Origin of the sequence: Streptomyces xylophagus (genome assembly GCF_000716435.1) — a bacterium.
Lineage (GTDB): Bacteria > Actinomycetota > Actinomycetes > Streptomycetales > Streptomycetaceae > Streptomyces > Streptomyces xylophagus.
This window is the reverse complement of the sequence record NZ_JNWO01000014.1, coordinates 74,310-94,275: the sequence shown is the minus strand read 5'-3', so window position 1 is coordinate 94,275 and position 19,966 is coordinate 74,310. Positions and strand designations below refer to the sequence as shown.

The 19,966-nt window shown below is 70.4% G+C and carries 22 protein-coding genes; 13 read left to right on the top strand and 9 right to left on the bottom strand.

The genetic code is table 11. The features are described from left to right. Window positions 1-6: 6 nt before the first annotated feature. The 3 genes from OO70_RS28960 to OO70_RS28950 are packed head-to-tail and all read right to left on the bottom strand — an operon-like array spanning window position 7 to window position 2,959. The gene (locus OO70_RS28960) at window positions 7-1,029 is read right to left on the bottom strand and encodes an LLM class F420-dependent oxidoreductase (protein WP_043677503.1); all 1,023 of its coding nucleotides are present in this window, start codon (window positions 1,027-1,029) and stop codon (window positions 7-9) included. Continuing rightward, window positions 1,026-2,168 carry an acyl-CoA dehydrogenase family protein gene (locus OO70_RS28955; protein WP_043677501.1) on the bottom strand — a complete coding sequence of 381 codons (1,143 nt, stop codon included), beginning with the start codon at window positions 2,166-2,168 and terminating at the stop codon, window positions 1,026-1,028. The genes OO70_RS28960 and OO70_RS28955 overlap by 4 nt, the downstream gene beginning before the upstream one ends. Window positions 2,169-2,173: 5 nt before the next feature. Then, a complete protein-coding gene (locus tag OO70_RS28950; RefSeq protein ID WP_234336952.1) occupies window positions 2,174-2,959 on the bottom strand; it encodes an enoyl-CoA hydratase/isomerase family protein in 786 nt (261 codons plus the stop codon). Window positions 2,960-3,064: 105 nt separating this feature from the next. Between OO70_RS28950 and OO70_RS28945 the strand changes: the two genes are divergently transcribed. After that, window positions 3,065-3,931: a crotonase/enoyl-CoA hydratase family protein gene (locus OO70_RS28945; RefSeq protein ID WP_043677500.1), complete on the top strand. Its 867-nt coding sequence runs from the start codon at window positions 3,065-3,067 to the stop codon at window positions 3,929-3,931. A 115-nt stretch (window positions 3,932-4,046) separates the two neighbouring features. On the opposite strand, the gene OO70_RS28940 is transcribed toward OO70_RS28945, so the two are convergent. Continuing rightward, window positions 4,047-4,370: a hypothetical protein gene (locus OO70_RS28940; RefSeq protein WP_043677499.1), complete on the bottom strand. Its 324-nt coding sequence runs from the start codon at window positions 4,368-4,370 to the stop codon at window positions 4,047-4,049. Window positions 4,371-4,607: 237 nt separating this feature from the next. Here OO70_RS28940 and OO70_RS28935 point away from each other — a divergent pair, with 237 nt between their 5' ends. Together OO70_RS28935 and OO70_RS28930 are read left to right on the top strand one after the other, a co-directional pair. Next, a complete protein-coding gene (locus tag OO70_RS28935; RefSeq protein ID WP_043677498.1) occupies window positions 4,608-4,913 on the top strand; it encodes a hypothetical protein in 306 nt (101 codons plus the stop codon). 99 nt (window positions 4,914-5,012) lie between these two features. Further along, window positions 5,013-6,422 (top strand): family 1 glycosylhydrolase, encoded by a 1,410-nt coding sequence (locus tag OO70_RS28930; protein ID WP_051741703.1) that lies wholly within the window; start codon window positions 5,013-5,015, stop codon window positions 6,420-6,422. On the opposite strand, the gene OO70_RS28925 is transcribed toward OO70_RS28930, so the two are convergent. Further along, window positions 6,401-6,904: a MaoC family dehydratase gene (locus tag OO70_RS28925; RefSeq protein WP_043677497.1), complete on the bottom strand. Its 504-nt coding sequence runs from the start codon at window positions 6,902-6,904 to the stop codon at window positions 6,401-6,403. The genes OO70_RS28930 and OO70_RS28925 overlap by 22 nt on opposite strands. A gap of 32 nt (window positions 6,905-6,936) precedes the next feature. After that, the gene (locus tag OO70_RS28920) at window positions 6,937-7,758 is read right to left on the bottom strand and encodes an enoyl-CoA hydratase/isomerase family protein (protein WP_043677495.1); all 822 of its coding nucleotides are present in this window, start codon (window positions 7,756-7,758) and stop codon (window positions 6,937-6,939) included. 107 nt (window positions 7,759-7,865) lie between these two features. Here OO70_RS28920 and OO70_RS28915 point away from each other — a divergent pair, with 107 nt between their 5' ends. Genes OO70_RS28915 through OO70_RS28900 form a run of 4 tightly spaced genes read left to right on the top strand, consistent with a single transcriptional unit; the run spans window position 7,866 to window position 11,448 of the window. Beyond that, on the top strand, window positions 7,866-8,987 hold the full coding sequence (locus OO70_RS28915) for an acyl-CoA dehydrogenase family protein (RefSeq protein WP_043677493.1): 1,122 nt from the start codon (window positions 7,866-7,868) through the stop codon (window positions 8,985-8,987). An 18-nt stretch (window positions 8,988-9,005) separates the two neighbouring features. Beyond that, window positions 9,006-10,184 (top strand): acyl-CoA dehydrogenase family protein, encoded by a 1,179-nt coding sequence (locus OO70_RS28910; RefSeq protein WP_043677491.1) that lies wholly within the window; start codon window positions 9,006-9,008, stop codon window positions 10,182-10,184. Next, window positions 10,181-10,693 carry a nuclear transport factor 2 family protein gene (locus OO70_RS28905; protein WP_078651594.1) on the top strand — a complete coding sequence of 171 codons (513 nt, stop codon included), beginning with the start codon at window positions 10,181-10,183 and terminating at the stop codon, window positions 10,691-10,693. Before OO70_RS28910 ends, OO70_RS28905 begins: the two co-directional genes overlap by 4 nt. Next, a complete protein-coding gene (locus OO70_RS28900) occupies window positions 10,693-11,448 on the top strand; it encodes an SDR family NAD(P)-dependent oxidoreductase (protein WP_043677487.1) in 756 nt (251 codons plus the stop codon). The genes OO70_RS28905 and OO70_RS28900 overlap by 1 nt, the downstream gene beginning before the upstream one ends. Window positions 11,449-11,454: 6 nt before the next feature. On the opposite strand, the gene OO70_RS28895 is transcribed toward OO70_RS28900, so the two are convergent. Beyond that, window positions 11,455-12,651, bottom strand: coding sequence for a CaiB/BaiF CoA transferase family protein (locus tag OO70_RS28895; RefSeq protein ID WP_043677480.1), 1,197 nt, complete (start codon window positions 12,649-12,651; stop codon window positions 11,455-11,457). A 146-nt stretch (window positions 12,652-12,797) separates the two neighbouring features. On the opposite strand from OO70_RS28895, the gene OO70_RS28890 reads away from it, so the two are divergent. From OO70_RS28890 to OO70_RS28865, 6 genes are read left to right on the top strand one after another with little or no spacing between them, the layout of a single operon-like run. Beyond that, window positions 12,798-13,334 carry a PaaI family thioesterase gene (locus OO70_RS28890; protein ID WP_043677474.1) on the top strand — a complete coding sequence of 179 codons (537 nt, stop codon included), beginning with the start codon at window positions 12,798-12,800 and terminating at the stop codon, window positions 13,332-13,334. Between the two features lie 4 nt (window positions 13,335-13,338). Further along, window positions 13,339-14,184: an enoyl-CoA hydratase-related protein gene (locus OO70_RS28885; protein ID WP_043677472.1), complete on the top strand. Its 846-nt coding sequence runs from the start codon at window positions 13,339-13,341 to the stop codon at window positions 14,182-14,184. Between the two features lie 47 nt (window positions 14,185-14,231). Further along, window positions 14,232-14,687, top strand: a complete 456-nt coding sequence (locus OO70_RS28880; protein WP_043677470.1) for an FAS1-like dehydratase domain-containing protein — start codon at window positions 14,232-14,234, stop codon at window positions 14,685-14,687. Beyond that, window positions 14,684-15,106: a MaoC/PaaZ C-terminal domain-containing protein gene (locus tag OO70_RS28875; RefSeq protein WP_043677467.1), complete on the top strand. Its 423-nt coding sequence runs from the start codon at window positions 14,684-14,686 to the stop codon at window positions 15,104-15,106. The genes OO70_RS28880 and OO70_RS28875 overlap by 4 nt, the downstream gene beginning before the upstream one ends. A 4-nt stretch (window positions 15,107-15,110) precedes the next feature. Next, window positions 15,111-16,562 carry a class I adenylate-forming enzyme family protein gene (locus tag OO70_RS28870; protein ID WP_043677466.1) on the top strand — a complete coding sequence of 484 codons (1,452 nt, stop codon included), beginning with the start codon at window positions 15,111-15,113 and terminating at the stop codon, window positions 16,560-16,562. Then, window positions 16,555-17,679, top strand: a complete 1,125-nt coding sequence (locus OO70_RS28865) for a serine hydrolase domain-containing protein (protein ID WP_043677464.1) — start codon at window positions 16,555-16,557, stop codon at window positions 17,677-17,679. Before OO70_RS28870 ends, OO70_RS28865 begins: the two co-directional genes overlap by 8 nt. Window positions 17,680-17,713: 34 nt before the next feature. Here the strand turns inward: OO70_RS28865 and OO70_RS28860 are convergent, their stop codons facing one another. Both OO70_RS28860 and OO70_RS28855 read right to left on the bottom strand, forming a co-directional pair. Next, window positions 17,714-18,895 carry an amidohydrolase family protein gene (locus OO70_RS28860; RefSeq protein WP_043677462.1) on the bottom strand — a complete coding sequence of 394 codons (1,182 nt, stop codon included), beginning with the start codon at window positions 18,893-18,895 and terminating at the stop codon, window positions 17,714-17,716. A 137-nt stretch (window positions 18,896-19,032) separates the two neighbouring features. After that, complete coding sequence (locus OO70_RS28855) at window positions 19,033-19,833, bottom strand: FadR/GntR family transcriptional regulator (RefSeq protein WP_043677459.1); 801 nt, start codon at window positions 19,831-19,833, stop codon at window positions 19,033-19,035. Between the last annotated feature and the right edge of the window lie 133 nt (window positions 19,834-19,966).

Sequence of the window (19,966 nt, the reverse complement as noted above, 5' to 3'; positions counted from 1 at the left end):
GTACGGTCAACTCCCGTGCAGCTCCTGCACGATCGGCTCCCACACCTCGGCGTCGATCTCGTACGCGGTGTAGAAGGACACCCGGTCGACCAGACTCCCGTACCGGCGCGTGATCTCGCCCGCGACCCGCTCCGGCTCCGCGACGACCGCGAAGGTGTTCAGCACCTCGTCGTCGACGAGCCCGCCCATCGCCTCCCACTTGTCCTCCCGGGACGACTTCGACAACGCGTTCAGCTCGTCGCCGAGTTCGCCCCAACCGTGCAGCTCCAGGACTCCGCGATAGGCGGGTGTGCTGCCGTAGAAGGCGATCTGGCGGCGGGTGCAGTCGATCGCGCGCGCCAGCTCCTCCTCGGTGCGGCCGGTCGCGGTGAGGAGGAGATGGGAGACGGAGAAGTCGCCGCGCGTGCGGCCGGACCGTTCGAGGCCCAACTCGACGGTCGGGAGGGTCACTTCCCGCAGATACCGCTCGGTGGTGAAGCCGTGTGCCAGGAGCCCGTCGGCTACCTCGCCCGCCACCCGGGTCATCGCCTCACCGACCGCCGCTACGAAGACCTTGGGGGCGCCGCCGGGCGTGGGCGGGGGAGAGAAGAAGGGGGACATGAGCGTGTGCGTGTAGAAGTCGCCGCGGAAGTCGAGCTTCTCACCCTCGTTCCAGGCGGCCCAGATCGCGCGCAGCGCGCTCACGTACTCCCGCATACGGGCGGCGGGGCGGCTCCACGGCATGGCGAAGCGCCGCTCGATGTGCGGTTTGATCTGGCTGCCCAGGCCGAGCGAGAAGCGCCCGCCGGAGTAGGCCTGCAAGTCGTGTGCCGTGTAGGCGAGTTGCATGGGGGAGCGGGCGAACGCCACCGCGATCGCCGTGCCGACCTCCAGCCGTTCGGTGTGCTCGGCCGCGAGCAGCAGCGGCAGGAACGGGTCGTGTTGCGACTCCGAGGCCCACAGGCCGTCGTAGCCCGCCTTCTCGTGGTGGAGGGCCTCCGCCACGACTTCAGCGGTTCCCCACACACTGAGCTTTCCGTCGACCTTCATGCCGTTCCCTCCACTGTGACCGCGTCCAACCCGATGTGCCGCGCGAGCAGTTCGCGATGGAACGCCGGGTCCCCGAACAGGAGTTGTGACGTCTTGGCTCGCTTCAGATACAGGTGGGCCGGGTGCTCCCAGGTGAAGCCGATGCCGCCGTGGACCTGGATGTTCTCCGCCGTCGCCTGCAGACACGCGTCGGAGCAGAACGCTTTGGCAAGACTCGCCACCGCGGGCAGGCCCGGGTCCTCGTTCGCTGCCGCGAGCAGCGCATAGTGCGCGGCGGCACGCGCCGATTCCACTTCGAGGAGGACGTCGGCGAGCAGGTGCTTCACCGCCTGGAAGGAACCGATGGCCCGCCCGAACTGGTGCCGTACCTTGGCGTACTCCACCGCCATGTCCAGTGCGCGGGCGGCCACCCCGACCTGCTCGGCGGCGAGTGCCACCGCGGCCCGGTCGAGCACCTGCGAGACGAGGTCCCAGCCATCGCCGTGCGTACGCAGCCGGGTCGCCGGTACGTCGTCGTAGTCGAGGCGGGCCTGCCGGCGGGTCGGGTCCATCGTGGGGAGGGGAGCGCGGGTCAGTCCGGCCGCGTCGCCGTCCACCCAGAAGACACCGATGCCGTGTTCGGTCCGGGCGACGGTGAGGACGACGTCGGCGGTGGCACCGTCGAGGACGAACATCTTGTGTCCAGTCAGCAGCCAACTGCCGCCCGACTCGCGGGCGTTGAGAGCGATGCCCGTCGCATCCCAGCGGGCCGAGTCCTCGGTCAGGGCCAGTGTCCCGACCAACTCACCCGAGGCGAGCCCCGGCAGCAGACGCTTGCGGGCGTCCTCGTCGTCGCAGCGCAGCAGCGTGGTCGTCGCCAGTACGGCCGAGGAGAGAAAGGGCGTGCACACCAGCGCCCGGCCCAACTCCTCCATGACCACGCCCACTTCGACCGGCCCGCACCCGGCGCCGCCGTACTCCTCGGGAACGGCCAGCCCCTGCAGGCCGAGTTCCGTCCCCATCCGGCGCCACAGTGCCCTGTCGAAGCCCTTCGGTGTCTCCATCAGCCGCCGCGTCTCGGTCTCGGGCGAGGTGTCCGCGAGGAACGCCCGTACTGTGCGCCGCAGTTCGTCCTGCTCGTCGCTGAACGCGAAGTCCATGCCGCTCAGCCCTCCGTACCGGCTCGGCGACGCCCACGCGAGGCGATGATCTGCTCCACCGCGGCGATGTGGCCCGGGTCGTGCATGCTGTCCCGTTCGGCGAGCAGCGCCGGCTCCAGTACGGCGGCCATGGCCTGCTCCAGATGGAGGTTCACCGCCCGCTTGGTGCCGCGCAGCGCCTGTGTGGGCAGGGCGGCCAGGCGTCCGGCCAGGTCCATGGCTTCGTCCAGGAGCTTGTCCTTCGGTACGACGCGGTTGGCGATGCCGAGCCGGACTGCCTCTTCGGCGTTCACCCGCTCGCCCAGGAAAAGGAGTTCCTTCGCGCGGGTCAGGCCGACGAGCAGGGGCAGGACGAGCGCGCCGCCGTCGCCCGCGACGAGACCGACCTGGACGTGCGGGTCGGCCACATAGGCGTCGTCCGCGATCAGCACCAGGTCGCTCAGCAGGGCCAGGCTGCAACCGAGGCCCACGGCGGGCCCGTTGACCGCCGCGATCACCGGCAACGGGCAGCGGACCAGGCCGGTGATGATCCGCCGGGCCTCGTCGACGTTCTGCTGCCGGAAGGCGGGGTCGCGCTGGACCCGGGTCATGATGTCGAAGTTGCCGCCCGCGCTGAACGCCCTTCCCCGACCGGTGAGCACGACCACCCGTGCCTCGGGGTCGTCGGCGACCGTGTCCCAGACCGACGCGAGGCCGGAATGCAACTCCTCGCTCATCGCGTTGAGCTGGTCCGGCCGGTTCAGCTCGATCAGCCGGACCGGCCCGACGGCCGTCACCACCAGATCCGTCATCTCCACCGCCACCATCCAGGAACAGTTCAGTAGAGTTGAATGCTATAACTAATTGAGCTTTATGAGAACCAGGTCGTGGAGTGCAGAGCCCGACGGAGGACGCGCATGCCGGAGCAGGAGTACGAGACCGTGCGGGCCGAGGTGGCGGACCGGATCCTCACCGTCACGCTCAACCGGCCCGAGAAGCTGAACGCCTTCAATCCGCAGATGATGGGCGACCTGCTCGACGTCCTGGACGCGGCCGACGCCGACGACGACGTACGGGCGATCGTGGTGACCGGAGCCGGGCGCGGTTTCTGCGCGGGGGCCGATGTCAGTTCCGGCGGGTCCTCCTTCGACCACCGCAGGGCGGGTGCCTGGCACCGGGACACCGGCGGCCGGGTCGCGCTGCGGATCTTCTCCAGCACCAAGCCGGTCATCGCGGCGGTCAACGGCCCGGCGGCCGGCGTCGGCGCCAGCATGACCCTGCCCATGGACATCCGGCTGGCCTCGACCTCGGCGAAGTTCGGCTTCGTGTTCGCGCGCCGGGGCATCGTGCCGGAGTCCGCGGCCAGTTGGTTCCTGCCCCGGGCCGTGGGTATGCAACGGGCCATGGAATGGGTGGCCACCGGCCGCGTCTTCGGCGCCGACGAGGCCCTGTCGGCCGGGCTGGTCCGCTCCGTCCACCCGCCGGAGGAACTGCTTCCGGCGGCATACGAACTCGCCCGTGAGATCGCCCAGAACACCTCGGCGATTTCGGTCGCCCTCTCCCGCCAGATGATGTGGCGGATGCTCGGCGAGCCCCACCCGATGGCCGCGCACCGCCTCGACTCGCGCATCATGAGCCAGATCGGCGGCGGTCCGGATCCCGTGGAGGGCGTCGAGTCGTTCCTCGCCAAGCGGCCGCCCGAGTTCCCGGGCCGGGTCAGCAAGGACATGCCGGCCGTCTATCCCTGGTGGCGGGAGGAGGAGTTCCTGCCCTTGGGGGAGTAGGCGGCACTGGAGCAGGGGGAGAGCGCGCTCGCTTGCGGACTCCGGTGTGCGGACGGGCAGTTGTGCCGACTGGAGCGCGCTCTTCCGTCGTATGCCCTCAGCTCTTCTGGTCAGATCAGAAGGGATCGGTGAACGAGATCGGCTTGCCGGTGGCGCGGGCGTACGCGATCTCCCTGCTCGTGGACTCGCCGATATACCCGCCCGGGTTGACGACCAGAACCCGGTCGGCCAGGTCGATCTTGCGCAGGTGGAGGGCGCCCAGCGCGGTCCTCTGCTCGTCGGTGATCAACTCATCCGCTTCGTGATCCTCGGCGCGCAGGAAGACGCCCGGCGCGACGACGATGACACCTGCGAAGGTCAGTTCACGGTTGGCCGCGCTCATCTCGTCCACGAACCGAGTAGAGCCGCAGATGCAGACGATCTCAGGTCGGTCGGGCACGGCTCAGTCCTTCGGCTCGAACGGGAAACCGTCAGTGCGCGCGCAGCCATCAAGGGCGGGCGCAGGAGCCAGCAGTTTACGCAGCGAGATGGACGCCCCGCGGCTGGACCGTCGCAGGCGGAAGGCGTGGCCCGTGCTGGGAATGACACTGCTCGACGCCGGAGTCCATGGTGCACCCGGCTCACCACCTGCCGTTGGCAACACGGCCTGGGGACCGCTCCAATCGCCGACCGGATCATGGCCGAAACGCTCCCCGGCCCCACCGCCCGAGACGACCGGGCGATCATCGAGGCGGCCCTCGGCCACTGCCGCCGCGGCCACCACGCGGTCGTAACCCGTCCGGCGCGACCGGCCGAGGACGATCTCGTGGACGCCCGGCTGGACGTGCGCGGGACCGCCTGCCTGCGGATCGTCTGCCGCCCGCCTCCGCCGGCCACGGTCTCCGGCATCCTCGACGGGTCGATCATGGCTACGATCCGACGGCCCGCGGCCCCCCGCCCTGGACACGGCCCGACCCGCCCCGACACTTTGACGGACCGATGAGATCTGTCCGAAACATTGTCGTCGTATCCCCGAAGTGTTAGCGTCCGGACGGCGGGCATTCAGTTGAATGCGTTAGCTATTCCGCCCGGGACGGTGACCATGAGCGATGGTTTCCTGCACGATTCTTTCCACGGTGTCGACTGGGGAGTCGCCACCGCGGACGCCATCGCGGCCCCGCCGCCCCCTCCGCCGGAACGCGCGGGGCACTTCCGGCAGTGGACCGACGACATCCGGCAGCTGGTCGGCGTCACGCCCGACACGCACCGGATGGTCGCCGGATGGCCGCTGGTCCAGCCCGACGGCCCCGGCAGCTGGGACCACGTGGCCCTGGACCGCTGCGACCGCGAACTCGACTCCCTGCTCGCCCTCGGCCTGCGCCCTTGTCTCACTCTCTTCGACCGGTCGCTGCCGCCCTGGCTGGAGGAGCGCGGGGGCTGGCTGGAGCGCGACACCGCCGAGCACTTCGCCGCCTACGCCGCCGAGCTGGGCCGCCGCTACGGCGACCGCGTCATCCGCTGGATCACCTCCACCGACCTGGCCGGACCCACCCTCGCCGACCACGTGGCCGGGATGTACACCCCGGGCCGGGGCATCGGCCGCGCCGGCCTGCCCGCGGTCCACCACATCCTGCTCGCCAACGGACTCGCGACCCGCGCGCTCCGCGCCGCCGGCGTGAGCGGCCGGATCGGTACCACGGTCACCCTCGTCGGCGGCTACGCGGCCACCGAGGACCCCTTCGACCGGCTTGCCCTGGACCGCCTGCTGAGCTGGACCAACCGCCTCTTCCTCGACCCCCTGCTGCTCGGCGAGCACATGGTGACCGAGGACGACGTCTCACCCATCGAGGACACCGACTGCGTACGCCTCGGGGACATGGACGTCATCGCCACCCCGCAGGACCTGCTCGGCCTGTCCTGGCACACCCCGTTCCGCGTCACCGCACCGGAGAACCTCGCCCGCGCCCTGCCCGCCGACAAGTGCCAGAGCAGGCTCAACGAGGTCAACCGACTCCTCGTCGGCCTGGGCTTCGCGGTCGTCCCCTTCGACGACGTGGAGACGACGGCGTACGGCTGGCCCATCCTCCCCGAGGGCCTGGCCGACGCCGTCGCGGACCTCCACGACCTCTACGGTGACCTGCTGCCGCCGCTGTCCGTCGTCGACAACGGCATGGGCGACCTGGACCTCGTCGACGAGACCGGCCACAGCGACGACGCCCGCCGCCGGGCCCTGCTGCGCGCCAGGTTGTCCTGGCTGGGCCGGGTGATCGAGCGCGGTGTGGACGTCTGCGGCTACGAGTACTGGTCGGTGCTCGACAACCTGGAGGCCAAGTTCCGCTACACCCGCCTCTACGCGATGGCCGTCCCCGACCACGAACCCCCGCCGCGCCCGCCGATGCCCTCGGACTGGCTGCGGGCCGGAGCCTTCGCGGGCCCCGAGGCTCCGGGGCCGACGGCCGGGCTGACCCTGGTCCCGCCCGGCCCCCGGGATCAGCGCGTCGGAGCCTCGTAGTCCCGGCCCCGGATCAGCCGCACCGGCGTGTAGACGAGCACGTCCTCGTCCCGCTGGTTGCGTACGGTGATCCGGCTGGTCACCACGCCCCGGCCGGGTTTGCCCGACGGCCGGGAGGCCGTGGTCTCGACGACGGCGTACAGGGTGTCGCCGACGTACACCGGTCCCCGCACGGTCAGTTCCATGTGCAGGAAGGCCAGGCCCGTGCCGTGCAGCACGTTCGTCTGCAGGACGAGTCCCTCGGCGATGCAGTACGTCAGCGCGCCCGGGACCAGGCGCCCGCTGTAGCCGCCGTCGGCCGCGTGCGAGGCGTCCCAGAAGAGCGGCTCGTTGAATCCGCCCCAGGTGACGAAGTTGACGAGGTCGGTCTCGGTGACCGTGCGGCGGGCGGTGCGGAAGATCTGCCCGACCGGCATCTCCTCGTAGGTCAACCCCCTTACCAGCGGGGGGATTTCGGTGGCGGTGGTGGGCTCTGCCGTCATCGCGCGCTCCTCGTGCTTCGTGTGTCCGTGGGTCACAGGTCGATCGGGTGCTTGCCGCCCACGCCCTCGAAGTCCGGGGCGCGCTTCTCGCGGTGGGCGGCGAGTCCCTCGACGACCTCGTGCCCGCCGAACCCGAAGAACTCCAGCCCCAGCGAGGCCTCGAAGAGCGGCTGGGCCGTGCGGTACCAGTGGTTGAGGGACCGCTTGGTCCAGCTCAGCGCGCTGGCGGGCCCGGCGGCGAGCAGGGTCGCGACCCGTAGTCCCTCGGCGTGCACGTCCTCGTCGTCCACGCACTTCGACACCAGGCCGATCCGCTCGGCCTCCTCGCCGGTCAGCGTCTCGCAGGTCAGCAGGTAGTACTTGGCCTTGGCCATCCCGCACAGCAGCGGCCAGCAGATCGCCGCGTGGTCGCCGGCCGTCACCCCGAGCCGCGTGTGCCCGTCGACGATCTTCGCCTTGCGTCCGGCGATCGAGATGTCCGCCAGCATGCCGATGACCAGCCCCGCACCGACCGCCGGGCCGTGGATCGCGGAGACCACGGGCTTCGAGCAGTTGATCACCCCGTAGACCATGTCCCGCGCCTCCCGCATCACTCGGGCCCGCACGGCGTAGTCCTCGGTCAGGGCCTCGATGGAGTCGAAGGTCCCGCCGGCCGAGAAGGCCTTGCCCGCTCCCTGGACCAGCACCGCGCGGGTCTCCTCGTCCCGGTCGACGACCGGCCAGACATCGGCCAGCTCACCGTGCATGCGCGGATCGACGGCGTTGAGGTTCGGCGCGTCGAGCACGATGCGCAGCACACCGGGCGCGGGCCGCTCGAAGGTCAGGCTCGTGAACGGGGCGTAGGGATCGGTCACGTCGCGCTCCTGGTGTATTCAGTGCGGATACTATAATTATCTAACTGTATCGAGAGGCGGGCGGCAAGCGTCCGGCACACGGGCGCACCGAGGACGGGAAGCTCGGCATGGATCTCACCTTCAGCGAGGAACAGGACGAACTGCGCACGGTCGTACGGTCGTTCCTCACCCGGCACGCCACCGAGGCCGACGTGCGCCGCCTGGCCGCCGACCCGCGCGGACACGATCCGGGCATCTGGCGGCGGATGGCCACGGAGATCGGACTCCAGGGCCTCGCCGTACCGGAGGAGTACGGCGGCTCCGGCTTCGGCTACGTCGACCTCGGCGTCGTCTTCGAGGAGACGGGCCGCGCCCTGCTGTGCGCCCCGTACTTCGCCACCGTCGCCCTGGCCGCCGAGGCGCTGCTGCGCTGCGACGACGAGGCCGCCCGCGCCGACTTCCTCCCGGGCATCGCCGCCGGCGAGACGGTCGCCACGCTCGCCCTCACCGAGGACGACGGACGCTGGGACGAGCCGGGCATCCACCTCAACGCCCGCGCCGGAGCGAGCGGTTGGCGGCTCACGGGCGCGAAGACCTACGTCCCCGACGGACACCTCGCCGACCTGATCCTGGTCGCCGCCCGCACCCCCGCCGGCGTCAGCCTTTTCGCGGTCGAGGCCGCCGACGCCCCCGGCCTCACCCGCGACCCCCTCCCCACCCTCGACCAGACCCGCAAACAGGCCCGCATCACCTTCACGGACACCCCCGCCCGCCTGCTGGGCACCGACGGCACGGCCTGGCCCGTGATCGAACGCACCCTCGCCACGGCCGCCGTCCTCCTGGCCGCCGAACAGGTCGGGGGAGCCGCCGCCGCCTTGGACGCGGCGGTCGCGTACGCCAAAATCCGCGAGCAGTACGGCCGCCCCATCGGCTCCTTCCAGGGCATCAAGCACAAGTGCGCCGACATGCTCGTCGAGATCGAGTCCGCCCGCTCGGCCGCGTACGCCGGACTGTGGGCCCTGGACGCCGGCGACGAGACGGAGATCGCCGTCGCGGCGGCCCTCGCCCAGGCCTTCTGCTCGGAGGCCTTCACCAAGGTCGCGGGCGACAACATCCAGGTGCACGGCGGCATCGGCTTCACCTGGGAGCACCCCGCGCACCTCTACTTGAAGCGGGCCAAGAGCTCCGAGGTGCTGCTCGGCACACCCGCGCACCACCGGGAACTGCTCGCCGCCCGGCTCGGCATCTGACACCCAGGAGAGACAGACATGGAAGTGGACTTCGGGCCCGCCGTACGCGACTTCCGCGACGAACTGCGGGACTGGTTCGCGGACCACCTCGTGGGGGAGTTCGCCGAACACCGGGGCGTGGGTGGCCCCACCGACGGAGCGGCCTGGGACGTACGCCTGGCCTGGGACCGCGAGTTGTCGGCCGGCAACTGGCTGGGCGTGGGCTGGCCGAAGGAGTACGGCGGACGCGGCCTCGGACTCCTGGAGGAGATCGTCTTCGAGTATGAGTACGCCCGCGTCAACGCTCCCTACCGCGCCACCGTCAACGCCCTCGACCTGCTCGGCCCGATGCTCCTCGCCATGGGCGACGAGGCCCAGAAGAAACGCTTCCTGCCACCGATCCTCGCCGTCGAGGAACTGTGGGGACAGGGCTTCAGCGAACCCGGCGCGGGCTCCGACCTGGCCTCCGTCCGCACCCGCGCCGAACGCGACGGCGACCAGTGGGTGGTCAACGGGCAGAAGGTGTGGACCTCGTTCGGCATCCACGCCGACTGGCTCTACGTCCTCACCCGCACCGACCCCGACTCCCGGCGCCACAAAGGCCTGACCCTGCTCCTCCTCCCCACCGACCAGCCCGGCGTGGAGATCCGGCCCATCCGCAACCTCGCAGGCCAGGACGAGTTCGCCGAGGTCTTCCTCTCCGACGCGCGCACCGGCGCGGACATGGCCGTCGGCGAGGTAGGTCAGGGCTGGCGCACCGCGATGGCCACGCTCGGCATCGAACGCGGCACCACCCTGCTGCCCCAGCAACTCGGCTTCGAGCGGGAGGCCGAGGCACTGATCGAACTGGCCCGCTCCCGGGGCGCGTTGGACGACCCCATGCTGCGCCGCCGGATCCTGGACGCCTGGATCTCCGTACGCATCATGCGCACCACCAACCTACGCACCCTCGCCGAACTGACCGCGGGCCGCACACCCGGCGCCCAAGCCACCACGGCGAAGCTCTACGCCTCGACCCGCCACCAGCAACTCGGCCACCTGGCAATGGAGTTGGCCGGACCCGCCGGACAGATCGTCGGCGAGGACTACGAACTCGACACCCGACAGCGCTCGTTCCTGCTCTCCCTCGCGGAGACGATCTACGGCGGTTCCAGCGAGATCCAGCGCAACATCATCGGGGAGCTGGTCCTCGGTCTGCCGAGGGAGCCGCGGCCATGACCTCGACCGAGGACCGCCTCGACCGCATCGAGTCCCACCAGGCCATCCAACAACTGCCCATCCGCTACGCCCTGGCCGTTGACTCCCGCGACCTCGACGCCTGGGTCGGCTGCTTCCGCCCGGACGTCGACATGGGACGCCACGGGCGAGGACGGCAGGTTCTACGGCAGCACATCGAACCCCTCGTGCGCGGCTTCCACCGCTCGGTGCACCAAATCTGCGGCCACCGCGTCGAGTTCACCGGCCGCGACACCGCGACCGGCGCGGTCTACTGCCGCGCCGAGCACGAGGTGGGGGACCGGTGGATCGTGATGGCGATCTGCTACTTCGACGACTACGCGCGCGTCGACGGCGACTGGTACTTCTCCCGGCGCCGCGAACAGCACTGGTACGCGGCCGACGTGACCGACCGCCCGCAGGCCGTCGGCTTCAACGGGTGGGAGGGCGCGGGAAATCCGGCACTGCCCGACGCCTTCCCCACGTGGACGGCCTTCTGGAAGGAGACGTGATGGCACGGTTGGCAGGCAGGACGGCGCTGGTCACCGGCGGAGGACAGGGCGTGGGCCGAGGCATCGCCCTGGCGCTCGCGGCCGAGGGCGCGGCTGTGGTCATCACCGGCCGCACCGAGACCAAGCTGAAGGACACCGCAGGGGAGATCGCCGAGCGCGGCGGCAGGGCCTACACCGTGGTCGGGGACGTGGGGGAGCGGGACGACATCGACCGGATGGTGGCCGAGACGGTACGGGAGTTCGGCGGCCTCGACGTGCTCGTCAACAACGCCCAGTCCTCGGTGCAGCGACGGCTGGAGAAGACGTCGTACGACGATGTCGAACTCACTTACCGCAGCGGGCCGTTGGCCGTCTTCCACGCGATGCAGGCGGCCCTGCCCCACTTGAGGGAGAGCCGGGGCAGTGTCGTCAACCTCGGTTCCTCGGCGGCGGTGCAGGGCGAGGCGACCTTCGCGGCGTACGCCATGGCCAAGGAGGCGATCCGTGGGCTGAGCAGGGTCGCCGCGCGGGAGTGGGGCCCGTACGGGATCCGCGTGAACGTCGTCTGCCCGGCCGCGCTCAGCCCGGCGGCGGAGGATTATCTCGCCGCGCATCCGCGGAAGGCGGAGGAACTCGCGCGGGAGATTCCGCTGGGGCGGCTCGGCGAGCCGGAGGCGGACATCGGCAGGGCGGTGGCCGCGCTGGTGAGCGACGACATGGCCTATCTGACCGGCGCGACACTGATGTTGGAGGGCGGCAGGACCCTCATCGGGTGACCGTTGTTAGACGACACCCCGCGCGCGCAGTCCCGCGAGCTGATCCTCCGTCACCCCGGCGAGCCCGCACAGGACTTCGGCGGTGTGCTCGCCCAGCGCGGGCGGCGGGGTGTAGCCCTCGACCGGGGTCGCCGTGAGCCGTATCGGATTGGCGAGCAGGGGCAGGGGGCCCGAGACCGGATCGTCGACCTCGACCAGCATCCCCCGGTGCTGGATCTGGGGATCGGCGAAGACCTCGGGCATCTCGTTGAACGGGCCCGCCGGCACGTCGTGTTCGTCCAGGAGGGCCAGCCAGTCGTCCCGGGTCCGGGTCCGCATGATGTCTTCGAGCACCGGCAGGATCTCCTCCCGGTGGGTGATCCGGGCGGAGGTGGTCGCGAACCGGGGGTCCTGGAGCAGGTCGGTGCGGTCGGCCGCCGCGCAGAAGGCGGCGAACTGCTTGTCGTTGCCCGCGACGAGGAAGAGCGGTTTGTCCGCGCAGTGGAAGGCCTGGGAGGGGATTCCACCGTAGCCGCCGTTGCCGCGCCGACGCGGAACCTCTCCGGAGACCAGGTAGTTCATCGCGAAGTGCGACAGCGAGGCCAGCCCACAGTCCAACAGGGACAGGTCGACGAACTGGCCCTCGCCGGTTGCGTCCCGGTGCCGCAGCGCCGCCAGGACGGCCGTCGAGGCGTACAGGCCGGTGAGGATGTCGACCATGCTCACGCCGACCTTCATCGGCTCGTCTGGGTGGCCGGAGACGCTCATCATCCCGGACATGGCCTGGAAGATGCCGTCGTAACCGGGGCGCCCGGCATAGGGACCGGTCTGGCCGAAGCCGGTGACGGACAGGTAGACCAGGCGCGGGTTGAGCGCCAGCAGACTCTCGTGGTCGAGGCCGTACTTCGCCAGCGTCCCCGCGCGGAAGTTCTCCACCAGGACGTCCGAGCGCGCGGCGAGCGAGCGGATCAACTCCTGTCCCTCGGCGGTGGCGTGATTGACAGTCACGGACCGCTTGTTGCGGTTGCAGGAGAGGTAGAAGGCTGCGGTGTCCGTCCCGGGGGCGAACGGCGGACCGTACGTCCGTGAGTCGTCGCCGGTGCCCGGCCGCTCGACCTTGATGACCTCCGCGCCGAGGTCGGCCAGCATCTGGGTGGCCAGCGGTGCGGCCAGGATGCGGGACAGGTCGAGGACGCGGATCCCGGCCAGGGCGGTCGACGGCATCGAGGTCTCCCTCTGTTCACAGGCATCGAATGAGTTATATAAATAATACATCTGGCGCCCTGGCTGTGGCTCGGATGATTGCTTCAACTATCCAATTCATGTAACTATATGGATCGGCTGACCGGCCGAGACCGGAGGGCGTGCGGATGACCGTCGCGGCGAGAACCCTCACCGACCAGGAGCAGCGCGAACGCCGCGAGTGGTTCCGGGCCCGCTGGGAGCGCGGCGTCGCGTTCAACCGCCTCTGTCGGGTGCGCATGGTCCGCTGGGACCCCGACGGCGTCGAGGTCGTCCTTCCCTACGCCGAGCAACTCACCGCCCACGAAGGCGTCTTTCACGGCGGAGTGATCTCCGCGCTCATCGACACCGCGGGCGCGGGAGCCGTGATCGCCGGGCACGACTTCCAGAAGGGGAGTCTGCTCAGCACCGTCTCGATGTCGGTGCAGTACCTCGCGCCCGCCCGGGGCCCGGAGGCCGTCGCCTACGCGCGCTGCGTCCGCCGGGGCCGCAGGCTGCACTTCGCCGACGTCGACGTGATGACCGACGGGGTCGTCTGCGCCCGGGGGCAGGTGGTGGTGACGATCTCCGGAGAGCGACCGGGCGTCGGCGAACCCATCCAACCCATTCAACCTATTCAATCCATCCAACCCATCGACGCCATCGAACCGCTGACCGAGGAGTGACGCGATGCCCGACGAACCCGACCGGGACCTGGTGCTCTACGAGGTCGACGAGGACGGTGTCGCCACCGTCACCCTCAACCGGCCCGAGCGCAAGAACGCGTGGAGCCTCCCCATGGAGCGCCGCTTCTTCGCCCTCCTGGACGAGGCCGCCGCCGACCCCGCCGTCCGCGTCGTGATCGTCACCGGCGCGGGCCGGGCGTTCTGCCCCGGCATGGACGTCCAGCGGCTGGAGCAGAACGCGCAGCCGGGCCAGTCCCTCAACCTCCAGGCCCGCGTGCCCATGTACAGCAGGCGGAACATGCCCAAGCCGCTCATCGCGGCCGTCAACGGCGCCTGCGCGGGCATCGGCCTGGTCCAGGCGTTGATCTGCGACGTACGCTTCGCCGCCCGAGGCGCGCGCTTCACCACCGCCTTCACCCGCCGCGGCCTCGCCGGCGAGTACAACCTCCCGTACGTGCTGCCGCGCGTCATCGGCCTGGAGAACGCCCTCGACCTCCTCCTGTCCGGCCGCGTCTTCGACGCCGACGAGGCGAAGCAACTCGGCCTCGTCAGCCGGGTCGTGGAGCCGGAGGATCTGCTCGACGCGGCCCGCGCCTACGCCCGCGACATCGCCCGCAACTGCTCACCGCGCGCCATGGCCGTCGTACGGCATCAGGTCTACGGCGATCTCGACCGGCCCTTCACCGAAGCGCTCGCCCGCTCCTACTCCGCCATGGAGTTCTTCGCGGGCTCGCCCGACTTCCGTGAAGGGGTGGCCAGTTTCGTGGAGAAACGGGAGCCCAAGTTCGAGGGACTGCCCCCGGACTTCGACCCGGACGAGGCCACTCGCGACGCGTTCCTGCCGTACTGACCGAGGAGCAAGACCGCTTCTGTGTGCACTGACAGAGGAGAAGGAAGATGACAGGGCAGCCGTTCCCCGTCGAAGCCGGGCACATCCTGATGTTCGCCCGGGCCATCGGCGACGAGAACCCGGCGTATGTCGGCGAGGGCGCACTCGCACCGCCCACCTTCACCATGGCGAGCGCGCACCACGATCCCGACTACCGGCTGCGGCCCAAGCCGGGGGAGGAGTGGTTCGGGTCCGGCGCCGGGCCCGGCGTGATGCCCGAGGGCGGTGGCGGCCTGCACGCCGAGCAGCACTTCACCTACCACCGGCCGGTACGCGCGGGGGAGACCCTGTACGCCACCACCGTCACCGGCCGCAGCTGGGAGAAGCGGGGCCGCACCGGCCTGCTCCTGTTCAGCGAGCGCATCACCGAGTACCGGGACGCCGACGGCGAACCCGTCGTCAGCGCCCGCACCGTGGCCGTCGTGCCCGAAGGCCCCGCCACCCGGAAGGACGACGTCCGATGAGCCTGAGTGCCGACGACGTCAAGGTCGGCGAGACCCGCGAGAGCGTCCTGGTCGACGACCTCAAGCGCACCCGAATCGTCCAATACGCGGGCGCGTCCGGCGACTTCAACCCGCTGCACACCGACGAGAAGTTCGCCACCGAGGTCGCGGGCTACCCCGGTGTCTTCGCCCACGGCATGCTCACAATGGGCATGACGGGCCGTGTCCTGACCGACTGGGTCGGCGTCGAAGCGCTGCTGACCTTCGGGGTGCGCTTCAAGGCTCAGGTGTGGCCCGGCGACACCCTGACCGCCACGGCGACCGTCGAGTCGGTCGAGGACTCGCCGGACGGCCCGGTCGCCCACTTCTCGCTGCGAACCGTCACCCAGGACGGCGCCGAGGTGGTCACCGGCACCGCTTCGGCCCTGCTGGAGTCCTGAACCGGTGGGCGCCGAGGCGGAGTTCACCTGGACGGCGACGGTGACCGCCGCCTACGACCACTCCCGTCCCGCCGTCCGGTTCGGGGACCTCACCTGGACCGGACGCGAACTCCTCGACCGGGCGGCGGGCGCCGCGGACTGGCTGGACACCCTCGGCCTCGACCCCGGCGCCCCGGTACCCGCCCTGGCCGCCACCTCCGCCGACGCCCTCGCGCTCGTCATCGGCGGCGCCGGGTCCGGCCACCCGCTCGCCCCGCTCGGCGTCCGCATGACGCCGTACGAGATTGCGGCCGTCGTCGAGGCCTCCGGAGCCCAACTCCTCCTCGCACAGCCCGAGTTCGCCGAACTCGGCGATCAGGTCGCCCGGCTGTCCGGCCGCCGCGCCGTCGTCGTCCCCGAACTCGGCCCGAGCACAAGACCGTTGACCGCCGAGCAGGACGACCTCGCCGTCGTCCTGCACACCTCCGGCACGACAGGCCTCCCCAAACCCGTCCGCATGACCCAACGCCGCCTGGCCGCCCGCGCCCGCGTCAACGGCCGCCTCTGCGCGCTCGATCCGGACAGTTTCTACGGGGGCAGCGCCCCCTTCCACCACATCGCCGGCCTCGGCAACATCGCCGTCGCCCTGGCAGCGGGCGCGCTGATCACCGGCCTGCCCCGCTTCACCGTCGAGGGCTGGGCCCTGCTGCGCGAGCTCGGCGTCACTCACACCAGCATGGTCCCGGCGATGCTGGAGACCCTGCTGACGGCAGGCCAGGCGCACCACGAGACGCTGCGGGTCCTGCAGTACGGTGGCGCGCCGGTCCGCCCCGGCACCCTGCGGCGGACGTACGAGGCGATGCCCGGCGTCCGCATGCTCAACATGTTCGGGCAGACCGAGGGTTCGCCCATCAGCGTGCTCACCCCCGAGGACCACAGGGAGGCTGTCGCCGGCCGCACCGAACTGCTGCGGTCCGTGGGACGGCCCGCCCCCGGCGTCGAGCTGCGGGTGCGGGACACCGGGCCGGACGGCGTCGGTGAGATCCACGCCCGCGCCGACCACTTCTTCCGAATCGACGCCGAAGGCTGGCTGCACAGCGGCGACTTGGGCCGCGTGGCGCCGGACGGCTACCTCTACCTGTACGGCCGCGGCACCGACATGATCATCCGGGGCGGCGAGAACGTCCACCCGTTGGAGGTCGAGACCGTCCTGGCCGCGCACCCCGGTGTCGCGGACGTGGCCGTCACGGGCGCCCCCGACGAACGGCTCGGCCAGACCGTCGTCGCCTTCGTCGTGCCGGCCGACCCCGACGCCCCGCCCGAACCCGCCTCGCTCAGGGCGCACGCCCGCACCCGGCTGTCCGGATTCAAGGTCCCCGTCCGCTGGTGGTTCGTGGACCACCTGCCGCGCAACGCCAACGGCAAGGTCGTACGGCAGCGACTGCGCGAACCCGGCCAAGGAGAAGCCCATGACTGACCACTCCGTCGTCGACCCGGAGAGCGTGGGGGTGGACCCGCACCGGCTGGACGTCCTACTGCGCCGGATCCGCCTGGAGGTCGAGCAGGGACCGCTGCCGTCGGCGCAGGTCGCCGTCGCGCGGGGCGGTCGCCTGGTGGCGTTCGAGACCTGGGGGAACGCCGGCCCGCACACCCGATACGTCCTGCAGTCCGTCGGGCGGTCGATCGTCGCCGGAGTCGTGTGGAAGCTGCTCGGCGAGGGACTTCTGCACCTGGACGAGCAAGTCGCCGCGATCATCCCGGAGTTCGCGCCGAACGGGAAGGAGACAGTGACGGTCGAGCAGGTGCTCACGCACACCGCCGGCTTCCCCTTCGCCCCGCTCGGGTACCCGAAGATGCTGGACCGCGAGCAACGGCTGGCCGCCTTCGGGCGCTGGCGGCTCGACACCCCGCCGGGGACCCGCTTCCAGTTCCATCTCACCGCCGCCGCATGGCTGATCGCCGAGATCGTCGAGCGGCGCACGGGGCTGCCCTTCGCCGACTACCTCCAGGAGCGGATCGCCCGGCCGCTGGGCCTCACCTCGATCGAACTCGGTGTACCGGTCGACCAACAGCCCGGCACCGTCGCCCCGATGACCGCCACCGACCGCACCGACGACACCCAGGAACCCGACCCCTGGGGGCCGTGGTACCTCGCCGACCCCCGCGTCCTGGCGGCTGGCGAGCCCAGCCATGCCCTGGTCGCCACCGCCGCCGATGTCGCCCTGTACTTCCAGGCGTTGGAGCACTCGGGCCTGTGGAAGCCGGAGGGGGTGGCGGAGGGCACCCGGATCCGGCTGACCCAACTCCCGTACGGGGAGCAGATCTACGGGGGCGGCGGCAGTCGACGTACCAGCATGGGCCTGTTCGTGACGGTGGCCGGTCCGGACGCCGGCAGCCAACTCCCGTCCACGGGCTCGCCGTCGCTCTTCGGTAGCGCGGGCGCCGCCTACCAACTCGGCTTCATCGACCCGGAGTCCGGGCTGTCCTTCGCCTGTCTGAGCAACGGTTATCCGCTCTCCGGCTACGACCACTCCCGGCGCGGCACGGCACTGCTCACCAACATCGCGAACCTGGCGGCGGACCTGGTCCGATGACCCGGTCCGCCGCCAGGCGGGGCGCGTTCGAGGCTCAGCGGCTGATCAGCTGCTGGGCGTTGTTGTACATGATGTCGTCCTGGACCGACTCGTCGAGCTCGGCGAGGAGCTTGCGGTAGTCGGCCGGGTTGGCGATGCCCTCCGCGTGCGGGAAGTCCGAGCCCATCACGATCGACTCGTGGTAGCCGAGCCGCTTGACCAGGCTCGGGATGTCGTCCTCCGGGTAGGGCACCACGCGGATGTGCTTGCGGAACACCTGGCTGGGCCGCTCCGCCAACTGGCCGCCGATCCAGGGGCCGTTGCGGCCCATGCCACGGCTCTTGTCCATGTGCCGGACGAAGTGGGGCACCCATTCGGCGCCGAACTCGGAGACCAGGACGTTGATGTCGGGGAAGCGCTCGAAGAGGTTGTCGAAGATCAGCGCGGAGAGCGTCTCCTCGATGGGGCGCTGGCCGTAGGTGTTCATCCACTGCCAGGCCGACATCCGGAAGTGGATCGGGCTCGCGTCGTGGCCCCAGGCCGGGGCGACGTGCGAGTTGTAGTAGAACTCGCTGATGTGGTAACAGACGCTGGCCTTGGCCTCGTTGACCAGTTTCCAGAACGGGTCGAAGTACGGGTCGCCCGGTGAGCGGCCGTACTGCGGACCGGTCGGCAGCATAATGAACCGGGCGCCCTTGTCCAGGACGTACTCCAGTTCCTTGACCGCGTGGTCCAGGTCGCGCAGCGACAGCAGCGCGGGGGAGTAGATGCGGTCCTGGTGGTTGAAGCCCCACACCTCGTTCATGTAGCGGTTGAACGAGTGGTAGTTGGCGTAGAGCGGCTCGACGCCCTGCACGTACTCCTCGGCGACCAGTGCCCAGCCGCCCGGGTAGATGATCGTCTGGTCCAGGCCCTGCTCGTCCATGACGCGCAGCCGGGCCTCGCGGTTCTGGTACGACTCGTGCATCGGCTCGAACTGGTACGTCTCGTCGGGGTTGCCCGAGGCCATCGCCTTGAGCATCTCCTTGAGCGAGCCGGGCCGGTAGACCTGCCCGAACTCCGGCTCCAGACAGACCACGATCCGGTCCCCGGCGAGGATGACCTCGCGGCCGTCCGGGAGCGTCACCGGGGCCACCGCCTGGCCGAGGAACTCCTTCGGGAGGTAGCGGGTGAAGGAGTCCCGTTCCTCGTACATGTGCTGGTCGCAGTCGAAGATTCGCTTGCGCTGTTCGGCCATGGCCGTCGCCTCCGGACCCCAGGTCTATTCAGTACGCCTCCTATAATTATCTAACTGTTTCGGAGATGCAAGGGGTGAGGGTGGGAACGGCTCGGTGATCCTTGATCCGCGCGGTCGGTCGAAGAGGGTCTGCCCGGTCAGTCGAGGAGTTCGAGCACCGTCTTGGGGCCGGCCCCGTTCACGACGTCGTCGGCGCCGCTGATGTGGCGCTGCCACAGCTTCTCTGCCTCGTCCGCCTTGCTCGACTCGATCAGGCCGACCAGCCGCACATGGGCCCGGTGCCCCTTCAGGGCCTGCGCCTTCTGGGTCGCGGCGTCGGTGGCGGCCGCGGTGTACGAGGCGTTGGCCCGGTCGATGATGTTGCGCAGCATGCCGCACAGGAGGATCAGCGTCTGGTTGCCGGTCAGCTCGACAAGCAGGGCGTGGAAGGTGTCCTGGGCCTCGACCAGGCTCAGCGGGTCGTCCAGTACGGCCTTCTCGGCCGCCACCGCGTCACGCAGTCGCTTGATGTCGTCCGCCGTGTGCTTGGCGGCCAGTTGGCGCACGCACGGCGGCTCGATGACGGCCGCGGCGCGGTAGACGTCGCCCAGGGTGGCGCCGCGGTATTCGAGGATCAGGCCGGCGAAGCGGGCCGCGACATCGGAGTCCGGCGCGCTCACCCGGGCGCCGCCGTGCGCGCCGCGGCGTACCGTGATCAGCGACTCCGACTCCAGGACGCGGAACGCCTCGCGCAGCGTCGGTCGGGAGATGCCGAACTGCTCCATCAGTCCCGACTCCGGCGGCAGGGCGTCGCCCGGCTTCAGCTCGCCCCGTACGATCTGGCGGCGCAGCTCCGCGGCCACCAGCTCGGCGGTCTTCGGGACACGCACCTGACGTCCGACGCGGCCACGCGCGGGGACGGGCACGATCGGCGTTTCTGCGCGGGCTGCCTCGGCCACGGCGGGCTCCTCCATATAGCAAAATGAATCGTCTTAGTGCATCGAGGGTACCAGGTCAAGGTCTGTGTGATCTTCCCTCGGCGGGGCCTGAATCTGGTGCCCGGACCGTGGTTGGGTATATAGATGATTCATC